The 10,504-nt window shown below is 44.3% G+C and carries 13 protein-coding genes; 5 read left to right on the top strand and 8 right to left on the bottom strand.

All coding sequences use genetic code 11. The features are described from left to right. Together EWV84_RS20575 and EWV84_RS20570 are read right to left on the bottom strand one after the other, a co-directional pair. Positions 1 to 1,767, bottom strand: a 1,767-nt coding sequence (locus EWV84_RS20575; RefSeq protein ID WP_287079747.1) for a tetratricopeptide repeat protein, incomplete at its 3' end; no start/stop codon positions are given. Positions 1,768 to 1,805: 38 nt separating this feature from the next. After that, on the bottom strand, positions 1,806 to 2,195 hold the full coding sequence (locus EWV84_RS20570) for a hypothetical protein (protein ID WP_287079745.1): 390 nt from the start codon (positions 2,193 to 2,195) through the stop codon (positions 1,806 to 1,808). Between the two features lie 673 nt (positions 2,196 to 2,868). On the opposite strand from EWV84_RS20570, the gene EWV84_RS20565 reads away from it, so the two are divergent. The 4 genes from EWV84_RS20565 (at position 2,869) to EWV84_RS22980 (ending at position 4,043) form a co-directional block, all read left to right on the top strand. Beyond that, positions 2,869 to 3,096 (top strand): hypothetical protein, encoded by a 228-nt coding sequence (locus EWV84_RS20565; RefSeq protein WP_287079744.1) that lies wholly within the window; start codon positions 2,869 to 2,871, stop codon positions 3,094 to 3,096. Then, on the top strand, positions 3,093 to 3,368 hold the full coding sequence (locus tag EWV84_RS20560) for a ParE family toxin-like protein (RefSeq protein WP_046660479.1): 276 nt from the start codon (positions 3,093 to 3,095) through the stop codon (positions 3,366 to 3,368). Before EWV84_RS20565 ends, EWV84_RS20560 begins: the two co-directional genes overlap by 4 nt. A gap of 271 nt (positions 3,369 to 3,639) precedes the next feature. Then, the gene (locus EWV84_RS20555) at positions 3,640 to 3,864 is read left to right on the top strand and encodes a DUF433 domain-containing protein (RefSeq protein ID WP_286825406.1); all 225 of its coding nucleotides are present in this window, start codon (positions 3,640 to 3,642) and stop codon (positions 3,862 to 3,864) included. Next, the gene (locus EWV84_RS22980; RefSeq protein ID WP_323801819.1) at positions 3,861 to 4,043 is read left to right on the top strand and encodes a DUF5615 family PIN-like protein; all 183 of its coding nucleotides are present in this window, start codon (positions 3,861 to 3,863) and stop codon (positions 4,041 to 4,043) included. Before EWV84_RS20555 ends, EWV84_RS22980 begins: the two co-directional genes overlap by 4 nt. A gap of 25 nt (positions 4,044 to 4,068) precedes the next feature. Here the strand turns inward: EWV84_RS22980 and EWV84_RS20550 are convergent, their stop codons facing one another. From EWV84_RS20550 to EWV84_RS20530, 5 genes are all read right to left on the bottom strand, one after another. Next, positions 4,069 to 4,710, bottom strand: coding sequence for a class I SAM-dependent methyltransferase (locus EWV84_RS20550; RefSeq protein ID WP_286825408.1), 642 nt, complete (start codon positions 4,708 to 4,710; stop codon positions 4,069 to 4,071). 100 nt (positions 4,711 to 4,810) lie between these two features. Further along, the gene (locus EWV84_RS20545) at positions 4,811 to 5,164 is read right to left on the bottom strand and encodes a DUF1257 domain-containing protein (RefSeq protein WP_002731874.1); all 354 of its coding nucleotides are present in this window, start codon (positions 5,162 to 5,164) and stop codon (positions 4,811 to 4,813) included. A 134-nt stretch (positions 5,165 to 5,298) separates the two neighbouring features. Further along, a complete protein-coding gene (gene ycf46 / locus EWV84_RS20540; protein ID WP_287079742.1) occupies positions 5,299 to 6,810 on the bottom strand; it encodes a stress-responsive protein Ycf46 in 1,512 nt (503 codons plus the stop codon). 53 nt (positions 6,811 to 6,863) lie between these two features. Then, positions 6,864 to 7,214, bottom strand: a complete 351-nt coding sequence (locus tag EWV84_RS20535; RefSeq protein WP_012265766.1) for a slr0373 family blue light stress response protein — start codon at positions 7,212 to 7,214, stop codon at positions 6,864 to 6,866. 341 nt (positions 7,215 to 7,555) lie between these two features. After that, positions 7,556 to 8,311, bottom strand: a complete 756-nt coding sequence (locus EWV84_RS20530) for an amino acid ABC transporter ATP-binding protein (RefSeq protein WP_287079739.1) — start codon at positions 8,309 to 8,311, stop codon at positions 7,556 to 7,558. Between the two features lie 198 nt (positions 8,312 to 8,509). Between EWV84_RS20530 and EWV84_RS20525 the strand changes: the two genes are divergently transcribed. Beyond that, a complete protein-coding gene (locus tag EWV84_RS20525; RefSeq protein WP_287079737.1) occupies positions 8,510 to 10,021 on the top strand; it encodes an ABC transporter permease subunit in 1,512 nt (503 codons plus the stop codon). Between the two features lie 246 nt (positions 10,022 to 10,267). On the opposite strand, the gene EWV84_RS20520 is transcribed toward EWV84_RS20525, so the two are convergent. Further along, a complete protein-coding gene (locus EWV84_RS20520; RefSeq protein ID WP_287079736.1) occupies positions 10,268 to 10,393 on the bottom strand; it encodes a hypothetical protein in 126 nt (41 codons plus the stop codon). Between the last annotated feature and the right edge of the window lie 111 nt (positions 10,394 to 10,504).

Genomic DNA, 10,504 nt, shown 5'->3' with positions numbered 1-10,504 from the left:
AAACTCGATCGCTTTTTGGTATTCTCCTAGGGAATAGTAAACAGCGCCTAAATTATTGTAGGAATTCCCTTCACCCCCCCGATCACCGATTTCCCGTGTGATTGCTAAGGACTGTTGATGAAACTCGATCGCTTTTTGGTATTCTCCTAGGGAATGGTAAACATTGCCTAAATTATTGTAGGATTTCCCTTCACCCCCCCGATCACCGATTTCCCGTGTGATTGCTAAGGACTGTTGATGAAATTCGATCGCTTTTTGGTATTCTCCTAGGGAATTGTAAACATTGCCTAAACTGGTGAGGGATGCGGTATATTTCCAGTTGGTTTGCTCCTCCTGTTGTTGGTAAACAGTGACTAATTCAAGGTAATAATCCGCTAGGGTTTGATAATAACCCCGTCGGGTGAGAAAATCATCGATAGCACGGAGAATATCAAAAGCATTGTCGTACTCGGTTAACTGATAGCGATGATAGAAAATTTCTAGGTAAGGTTGCACATCGTTGAGGATTTCCCAGGAGTCGGGTTGAGCAATAGAAAGATAATAGGCGATCGCTTTTTGGTGTAATTCCCTTTGATCGCCGGCTTTGTATTGTGCATATTCCCAAACTAAAGGCTGAAAACTAAAAATTCGCTGGCGATTTTCCTCTTTTTCTTCTAATAATGATCGTCGCTGCAATTCTCGTAAATCTGCCGTGATCTCGGACAGTGCGCTCTCCGGGTAATTATCCATCACCGCTTTAGCTGCCGGAGAATCAAATTCTCGACGATAAATGCTGGTTTTAGTGAATAATTCCTGCTGTCTTTGGCTAAGTCGCTGAAAACTAGCATCCAAAACTAAAGCAATTCCCACTGTCTCTTGACGATGGCTACCCATCACCTGCGGATCGCTCAAAAGTTGTGATAAATTTCCTAATCCCAAATCCGCTAACCTTTCTAAACTGGGGTTTTGCGGAAATTCTGCTAAGAGCAAATCCGCCACCAATCGCAATAGTAATGGATGCCCATCCACCCGTCGAGAAAAGTTCTCTATATCCCCTGTTATTTGCGATTCTGCTAACAATTGCGCCCCTTCAGGTGGTTTCAAACCTTTTAGCTCAATCCAATGGTTAAAACCCCTAGTTTTTGGCTTTTCTCTGGTGGTGACTATAATTTTGCTAGTGTCCCCTTTTTCTATCCAAGCGGTGAAAAACTGCTGATAAAATTCATTATTCCAAGAACCATCTTCCCCTAATAAACTCTCTAGATTATCGATAATAATTAGGTGGCGATGCCGTTGCAATTGCCTGATTAAAGCTTCCTGTAATTGTGTTTCTTTTTCGGGGACGGGATAACCAAATTCCCTCAGGACTTGGCGAGCTAAACCACTAAATCCGCCCGGATTTCCCGCTTCCCACCAAAAGCGTTTTGGGAATAAATCTTCATCGTCCTCTAGGGAAGGAGCGAGGGTAATTTTCTCCTCAAAAATTTTACTAGCTAGGGTAGATTTTCCAATTCCCCCAACTCCTTTGATGCCAATCATCGCAACATTTTTATTATTAAACCACTGCTTAATTTTGGTGATTTCCTCCTCTCTTCCCGGCCAATGGACGAGCCTTTTTCGAGCATCTCCTCCCTTGAAAATACCCAGCGATGGAGTTTCCAAACGGTTTAAAAGTTCCTCGGAAACTATGACATTTTTAGCCTCGATTTTGGCAATTTGAATTAACTTTGATTGATCCTGTGCTGTTCCTGAGAGGTTAATATCTTTGGGATTAGTTTCTGAAGTCATGAGAAAAATTGGGTTTTTGTTGAGATAAAAACTAGGATTTAGAAATTAACTGTATCGGCCTCGATTTTTCCTACCTGTTTAACGGTACTGTTATCATAAGCTGTGGCATTCATGGCGATATTTTCTTGATTGCCACTGTTGATAACTTGTTTAATTTGTTGTGCTAGGGTTTGGATTTCTTGGGCAAAATTGGGGTCTTTGAGCATTTCTACCTGTAAAAAAGGAACCACTTGTTGTTCAATCATTGCCTCGGATTTGGTTTGTTCTGCTGCCGCTAAAACCTTGGCTGCGGTGGGTTCCTTTTGTAACTTTTGCTTAATTTTTTGCCACAATTCTACACCTTTATCCATTGCTCCTTCCGTTAATTTACCGATAACAGCTTCAAAGGCGATTTTAGCGATTTCGGCGGCGGCTAATTCTGCTAACATAATCATCAATTGCGAGAATTTTTCGCCATTCTAGCACAACTATTTTTTTTAGGGTAAAATTGGTTCTCCTATCCCAATTGTCTCGTGGCTAGGTTCTCAGCTGTACTGCATCTAAACTGCATATTAGAAATATTACTACAAATGCTCAAACTTCCTCTCTAGTCTTAACCAGCAATTTAGATAATGAAAACCAGATAAAATCTCAAGTTGAAGCAGGGAATGACGGCAAAGTTGTGGCGATTGATCTTGAAAATCGATACAGGTTTTAATGGTTAGCTTTCACTACCACCAAACCTGATCAATCAGCTAAATCTGAAATGGAAAAGACGAGGACGTGCTATTCTTGGTGATGGTAGCGAATGCGTTTTTAATATTTACTAAGCATCGATAGTCTGGGATGGAGTTTTTCTAACAATTCCAATCGATGAAGCAGATTCAGATCCCCTTATTGGTATGTCGTTGATGGAGGGTTATCAACTGATCGTTCAAGTCTTTGAAGGAGGCAATGTACAGCTTCAAAAAGTAAGAACTGTCTAACAAATCACGACACCCGACCCTATGCTAGACTAATCATATCATCCAAAGCTACTGACGGCGGGTGAGTTAAACCGTTAGATGGCAAAAGTAGAAAAAGTAGTAAAATAGCTCAATACCCGTAAAACATGAACAAAACATGACTACTCTATTGCAAAAAGCATTCACAGAAATCCAGAAACTGCCAGAGCATCTTCAAGATGAACTTGCTCAACAATTGCTGCAAGATATTGAAAGTGAATTAAAATGGCAGAAAAGCCTTTCCAACGAGGATCTGGAATTGGGAGCTTTAATAACAATGGCACAGGAAGCTCTGATAGAAGAACAAGAGGGGAGAACAGAAGATAAAGGCTTTGGGGAAGAATGAAGTCAGCCAGAACCAAGAGGTTTCGTCAACTTTTTCTAAGTTTGCCGCAAAGGGTACAAGAAACAGCCAAGAAAAATTACGAGATTTGGAAAGAAAATCCATTTCACCCCAGCCTAGAGTTCAAAGAGGTGAAACCAAGAGAAAAAATCTGGTCAGTCAGAGTCGGCATTGGATGGCGAGCATTAGGAATTAAGAAGTCAGACGAAGAAAAAATAGTTTGGTTCTGGGTTGGCTCCCACTCCGAGTATGACAAGATTCTAGGTAAGAATTAGGGCTGGCTGAATAAATCTAAAAACCTTGTTGGGTAAGACTTTTAGACCTTTTGTCAATCAAAAAGTACTGGATATGGGAGTGATCGGGGGGAAAATTCAGGTACTTTTTCCCTGAAAATTAGGTAACTGACTACCTCAAAACCGGTAAAACCCCACACCCCACACCCCACACCCTGCCCCCAGGAAAAACTTTTTGCCGCAAACCCTAATTATTTTGGGAATTGTGGCTGGAATCTTTTCGATAAACACTTAATTGTGGAGGTTAGATCAAATGTCAAAATTACTTGAACGAATCACAGTAAATCCCAAACAGTGTGGTGGTCGCCCCTGTATTCGTGGCATGAGAATTCGCGTGTCTGATGTTTTAGATCTATTTGCAGCAGGGCTGAGTGCTGAACAAATTTTGGAAGAACTACCAGATCTAGAAATGGATGACTTAAAAGCATCGCTTACCTACGCTTCATGTAAACTCAATCACCCTGTTTTAATTGCTTGACCAAGGATAGCGATTTCGTAGATTTAGTTGAACGTTGGCAAGCACCCCCACAAATCAATTGGTTAACTTGTGGAAATACATCGAATGCTCGGTTGCGTGAAATTCTCAGCTTGACTTTACTTGATGCGTTAGATCTGTTGAGGTCTGGTGAAAAATTAGTGGAGATTAGTGGGGGTTAATACGGCAGTAATCTTGTACTGAATTTTAACTGCGTTTTCCTATCACTGCATAGAAGGGATCAGCAACCATAATTCCTAACATTTGTAGGAAACTGGGGGTAGTAGCAGGACGAACGATCGCCTGTACTTCCCTAAATCCCGCCACCGATTGAAAATAGGATTTCACTAACGCCACCCGGCCTAAATCACTATTATCGCGCCAAGCAGCGATCGCTTTTTGATAAAACATTCGATTGGAAAAACTGACCACCACCAGACCATGGGGCCTTAAAATGCGATACAGTTCCGCAAAAATCGCCTCTGGATACTGCAAATACTGCACCGACACCGTGATTAACACCGCGTCAAAAGAACTATCCTCTAGGGGCAATTTTGGCTGTGCATTGAGGTCTTGGATAAAATAACTATGCAAGCGGGGATTTTTGGCTAACTCCTCCCCATTCATCCCGTGACCTTCGATATGCTCAAATTCCATCTCCTCCGGTAAATGGGACACCCAGCTACTCATCAGGTCTAAAAGGCGCGTATTCGGCGATAATATCTCTCGGTAGAGAGCGGTTAATTGATCGATAAAACCCTGATCCACGTGGGTGACAAAGCGGGGAAAAGCATAAAAATCGCTGTCTTGAGTCGGATCGAGTTTAGTTCTTTCTTGGGGTCGGAGCATTTTTGTCAAGTTAATTTTACCATTCTTAACATACCCCACAGACAGAAAAAAGGGTTAACCGAACTGGTCAACCCCTAGGCTTGGGAACGCGCTGTAAATATTAGCTTTGAACGACTAGCTTAACGTTAGCGTTTTGCAGACCGCGCTGTTTCACTTCGGATAGGGTTTTGTTCACAGCGTATTTTTGGTTGATCGAGTTGATCAATTCGGTTTGATTGTGTTTTTTGGCTACACCCCAGAGGTCAGCGATTAAATCGAAACTGCCGTCGGTATTGCGAGACCAACCGAGATCATATTCGCCATCGAGAACAGCAACGATGTCAGAGCGAACCCGTTGACCGTTGTAACCACGAACATCGGCTTCGGTTTTCACGCTAATGCCGAGGTCGCGGAGAGAAGCTTTGAGGATTTCGGCATCGGTGATTTTGGTCCGGAGAGTGCTAAAATGAGACATTGGAATTTCCTCTTTGTAGATAAGAATCAACAACAACAGATTGAGAGTTAAAGAGTGCCGCCAAGCGGCTTTTCGAGGCATTGCTAGTCCCTGAGAACTAGCCTTTCATCCCGTTGGGAGCGGGCGAAAGTCTGTTAGAACTCCAATCGCTGGTACTCAGCGACGGAGGCCGAAGCAGGTCGGGCGCGTTGTCTGGCCCAATCACGCAGGGCAGTCACCTGTTCGGTCATGGTGCGAGATAGGGGCAGAGTCGCCTTAATCGCCGCAATAATGTCCAATTGCGTGAATTCGCGATCTTGGGCGAAGGCCTCATACATGGCGGCAATCAGCGCCTGTTCTATTTCCGCACCGGAAAACCCATCGGATACCTTGGCTAACTGCTCCAAATCGAAGCGAGAAATGTCGGAGCGTCGTTTAGTCAGGTGAATATTAAAGATATCTTGTCTTTCTTCGGAATTGGGCAAATCCACAAAGAAGATTTCATCGAAGCGCCCTTTGCGGAGGAATTCCCCCGGTAGCCGTTCAATCCGGTTAGCTGTGGCCATGACGAAGACGGGCGAGGTTTTTTCCTGCATCCAAGTCAGGAAGGAGCCGAAGATGCGGCTAGAGGTTCCCCCATCGGAATCGGCGGATCCTGTGCCACCGGCAAAAGCTTTATCTAATTCATCGATGAAAAGAATGGCCGGAGAGATGGATTCGGCAGTTTTTAAGGCATTACGCAGGTTAGCCTCAGACCGTCCCACCATGGAACCATCATAAACCCGTCCCATATCTAAGCGCAGGAGCGGTAAACCCCAGAGGCGCGAGGTGGTTTTAGCGATTAAGGACTTACCACAGCCCGGTACTCCTAAAATTAGCATCCCTTTCGGTTGGGGGAGTCCGTAACCTCTGGCTCTTTCTGTAAAGGCGTTTGAGCGCTGTTTTAACCATTTTTTTAATTCTTCCAGACCCCCGACGGCGTTGATGGTCTCGTCTTCTTCAACGTATTCTAAAATTCCGTTGCGGCGAATCAGTTGTTTTTTCTCGGAAAGGACGATTTCTACCTCGTCTTCCGTCAATTTGCTCGCTTTTACATGGGCTTTGCGGTAAACTTTTTCGGCTTCATCTTTGGTTAAGCCCAAGGCCGCTTTCAGGAGTTTTTCCCGGACTTCCGTGGTGGTACGACGATTTTGATTTTTGCTCAGGTGTTGGGAAAGAACTTCGTCTAATTCCCCCATGTCCGGCAGGGGAAAATCTAGAACTACTACGTCTTTCTCCAGTTCTATGGGGACTTCTTGCAGGGGAGACATTAAAACAATGATTTTCTCAGTTCCTTTAAAGCCGGCGATCGCATCTCTTAACCAGCGAGTCACCGGAGCGGAAGTGATGAACGGATGCAGGTCTTTGAAAATGTAGATGCCCGCTTCCCGTTGACGCACTACCCATTCGATCGCCGCTTCTGGCGACACGGTATTATGTTGACTGGTTTGGCGCGGTTGACCTAGTTCGATCATGCCGTGGGTGACAGTCCAGACAAACACCCGTCGATGTTGTGTATTTAGTTGGGCTATTTTGCTGATGGCTTCTTCCGCCCTTTCCTCCTCGGAGGTGACGAGGTAAATCAGGGGATACTGAGCCTTGACGAGAATTTCTAGCTCTTCTTTCATAACATCGACCCTATTTGTGGTAACGGTTTAGACCTTGGGCGGCTACCGAGAGTTTAGCAGGGAACTAAGGCTGCTTCTCCCTCTGCGGTTCCTTGAGCACCAACGGGTTCGGGAACTTCGAGCGGGAACTCGTCGCCGACTATTCCGGGCTGGCGTTTGATTGACCTTAGCCGATCTTCTTTCATCACTAAGGCGGCATCACACTCGGGACAGACATGAACCTGATAGGTTTTGCCATAGGCGGCGGCTTCGATTTCTTCTACCTTTTCGGGGTATTTTAGGTAGAAAGCGATCGCTTTTTCCACCAGACCTGACATCGATTCTTCATCGATCGCAGCTCTGATCTTTAGTTGACGATGGACTCCAGGGGGAAGGTACAGTGTGACTTTTTGCTTGTCTTGCATATCACTAAATTGGTTTACCCGGGTATGTGTCTCTACTATAACCACTGTCTTTCTCTCCTGTCAAGATGGTAAGCTGTTATGACAGCATAATTGTAACATTTCTTTACAATTGTTGGAGAAGTGGGGTGTGGGGTGGTGGGGTGGTCACTGCGTGCGCGTTGCGGGGGGAAGTGGGGTGGTGGGGTGATGGGGAAGTGGGGGGATGGAAAAGTGGGGTGATAGGGAAGTGGGGAAATTGAACTAAAACCCTAAAACCCCAAAACCCTAAAACCCTAAAACCCCAAAACCCTAAAACCCTAAAACCCCAAAACCTGCCTCCTGTCTCCTGAATTCAGTAAACCCTAATTACTATTGATGCGACTTAAAAAAGCTTGTAGGCGCTCGCTGTGGGGATTATTAAAGAAGGTGTCGGGATCGCCTGCTTCTTCGATCACACCTTGATTAAAGAACAAAACCTTGTTAGAGACTTCCTTGGCGAACTGCATTTCGTGGGTGACGACTACCATAGTCATCCCCTCATCGGCCAATTGACGCATAACGTTTAACACTTCCCCGACTAATTCCGGATCCAGGGCCGAAGTGGGTTCATCAAATAAAATCACCTCTGGTTTCATGCAGAGACTGCGAGCGATCGCCACCCGTTGTTTTTGTCCTCCCGATAACTGGTCAGGATAAACATCGGCTTTTGGGGCCAATCCCACCTTTTCCAGATAATGAATTGCCGTATCTTTAGCCTCATTTTCCGAGTGGTGTAACACTTGCTTGGGGGCCAACATCAAGTTTTGTAAAACGGTGAGATGGGGAAAAAGATTAAAGTGTTGAAACACCATGCTTACCCGGCTGCGTAACTTGCGGAGGACCGATTGATTTAACTTCGGGGAAGAGATGTCAATTCCCATCACCTCCAAGCGGCCGCCGTTAATTGTTTCCAAACGATTGAGACAGCGTAAAAAGGTACTTTTGCCGCAGCCAGAGGGACCGATTACCGATACCACATCCCCTTGATAAAGAGTGCCTGTAACTCCTTTAAGTACCTCTAAAGGGCCGTAACTTTTGCGTAAACCTTCACTGACAATCACAGGGGTAGTAGTGGTCATGATATCCTCTCGTAAAAAATTTTACATTCTGTATAAAGGTATCGAGATTAGTTTCTGCCAGATTGTATCCTTGACGACATTTTATCAAAGGTAATAATCATAATACTCAAATAGTCTCTCTACATCTGCCTTAAGTGAGAAGTAGGTCAGAGTTTGTAGCTTAATTGAGCAAAAAAATCAAGGAGTAAAACTTAAAAAATGATTAAATTTTGGCGAGGGCGGGCGGTGCAGAGAGGGATCTTTGCCTTGTTAGGATTAGTCTTGGCGATCGGATTAAGTGTTATTCCCGCTTTTTCTCAGACTCCTCCTAATCCTTTTCGAGTCGCCACAGAAGCGACTTTTCCGCCCTTTGAATTTCAACAAGGGGGACAATTAACCGGGTTTGATATCGATTTAATGCGGGCGATTGGCAAGGAAGCCGATCTCAACATTGACTTTAGAAATTTACCCTTTGATGGCATTATTCCGGCTCTACAAGCGAGAACAGTGGAAGCCGCTATTAGTGGCATGACCATCACCTCCGAACGCGCCCAAGCGATTTCTTTTTCTCGACCTTATTTTAGGGCTGGTTTAGCGATCGCTGTTCGGGAAGATAATCGGACGATTAAAAATTTTGAAGACTTAAAAGGCAAAAGAATTGCCGTTCAAATTGGCACTACGGGAGCCTTAGAAGCGACAAAAATACCGGGAGCAACAGTTAGTCAATTTGACTCGGCGGCTTTAGCTTTGCAGGAATTAATTAATGGTCGAGTCGAGGCGGTAGTTAACGATAAACCCGTGACTTTGTATGCAATTAAACAAGCGGGTTTACGGGGAGTAAAAGTGGTCGGAGAATTATTAACGGAAGAATTCTATGGCATTGCTTTACCCAAAAATTCCCCCTATCTCCAATTAATTAATGATGCTCTCGGTCGAGTCATAGAAAGTGGTCAATACGATGCTATTTTTCGGCAATGGTTTGGAGAAAAACCGCCAGAATTACCTTTAGTTGCCCCAGCTTTAAAGAATTTCCAGGAATCGAGTTTTAACTGGGGAGAATTATTCTATAACCTGATTTTTAAAGGGGTTCCTTGGACAATTTTGTTAACGGTTCTGTCTTTTCTGTTCGGGTTAATCGGCGGAACTTTAGTGGCTATTGCCCTGATTTCTCCCTACAAATGGTTAAAAATAATTTGCCGCATCTATGTGGATTTCTTTCGGGGAACACCCATGCTGGTGCAATTATTCTTGATCTATTTTGGTTTGCCCGGGTTGTTCCGAGAAATTGGCTTAAATATCGACTTAGATCGTTTACCGGCGGCCTTATTTGCCCTAAGTTTAAATGTGGCGGCCTATTTAGCTGAAATTATGCGCGGCGGTATTCAATCGATCGATAATGGTCAATGGGAAGCTTGTTCTAGTTTAGGAATGTCCCCGATGCAAACCATGCGCGAGGTGATTTTTCCCCAAGCGTTTCGCCGGATGTTGCCACCGTTGGGGAATGAATTTATCACCCTAATTAAAGATACCAGTTTAGCGGCAGTAATCGGTTTTGAAGAATTATTCCGGCAAGGTCAATTAATGGTAGCCACTACCTATAAAGCTTTCGAGATTTATATCGCTGTTGCTGTAGTTTATTTGGTTTTAACTACCCTTTCCTCTGTGGTATTTAAGCGCTTAGAGATTTATATGGATCCCCTACATAAATCTAAACAGGAACAGAAAGCCTAAGATAGCGATCGAGATGAAAAGTTTTCGGGTATGAATTAGCTTTGATACCCGATTTTTTTGACGATGATCGATATTTCAAGCATTAAACTATAGCAAATCGGGCAAAGGACAGTTAGGGTAGAAAGAAAGAAGTTTTATAGTTGCACACGGGGTTAGAGATAGCGGGGGAATTTACCAGAATGTAGCGCACAAGTCCTAGTTTTTATCAAATACTGGCAACCAACTCTTGAAAAGCTAAAAATATGCCTAGAAATCACCACCGAACTCTTGAGGCAGCGAGCGCAGTATATCCGGCCCCAAAGTTGTCTTACCAGTTTGTACTAACCAACGTTCCAAGTTACGATTGGCATCGATAAACTTCTCGGTTGACATCCTCACCGCCGTAAACGGACGGTGATTCCCAAACCTCACGATTTAGGTTTCTGCTTCTTTCCCTTGCGGGGTTCCGCACCTGCCGCCCCAGTTTTACTCTGTTCTGGTCTT

It is taken from the genome of Microcystis sp. M_QC_C_20170808_M3Col, assembly GCF_007095505.1.
Lineage (GTDB): Bacteria > Cyanobacteriota > Cyanobacteriia > Cyanobacteriales > Microcystaceae > Microcystis.
Note: the sequence above shows the minus strand (reverse complement) of the source record. Positions and strands in the feature narration are given on the sequence as shown.

Coding starts and splice junctions, on each gene's coding strand:
- EWV84_RS20560 (WP_046660479.1), top strand. CDS start 3,093: ATGAAGTCAGCCAGAACCAAGAGGTTTCGTCAACTTTTTCTAAGTTTG.
- EWV84_RS20530 (WP_287079739.1), bottom strand. CDS start 8,311: ATGACCACTACTACCCCTGTGATTGTCAGTGAAGGTTTACGCAAAAGT.
- ycf46 (WP_287079742.1), bottom strand. CDS start 6,810: ATGAAAGAAGAGCTAGAAATTCTCGTCAAGGCTCAGTATCCCCTGATT.
- EWV84_RS20545 (WP_002731874.1), bottom strand. CDS start 5,164: ATGTCTCATTTTAGCACTCTCCGGACCAAAATCACCGATGCCGAAATC.
- EWV84_RS20555 (WP_286825406.1), top strand. CDS start 3,640: ATGTCAAAATTACTTGAACGAATCACAGTAAATCCCAAACAGTGTGGT.
- EWV84_RS20520 (WP_287079736.1), bottom strand. CDS start 10,393: ATGTCAACCGAGAAGTTTATCGATGCCAATCGTAACTTGGAACGTTGG.
- EWV84_RS20525 (WP_287079737.1), top strand. CDS start 8,510: ATGATTAAATTTTGGCGAGGGCGGGCGGTGCAGAGAGGGATCTTTGCC.
- EWV84_RS20550 (WP_286825408.1), bottom strand. CDS start 4,710: ATGCTCCGACCCCAAGAAAGAACTAAACTCGATCCGACTCAAGACAGC.
- EWV84_RS20535 (WP_012265766.1), bottom strand. CDS start 7,214: ATGCAAGACAAGCAAAAAGTCACACTGTACCTTCCCCCTGGAGTCCAT.
- EWV84_RS20570 (WP_287079745.1), bottom strand. CDS start 2,195: ATGTTAGCAGAATTAGCCGCCGCCGAAATCGCTAAAATCGCCTTTGAA.
- EWV84_RS20565 (WP_287079744.1), top strand. CDS start 2,869: ATGACTACTCTATTGCAAAAAGCATTCACAGAAATCCAGAAACTGCCA.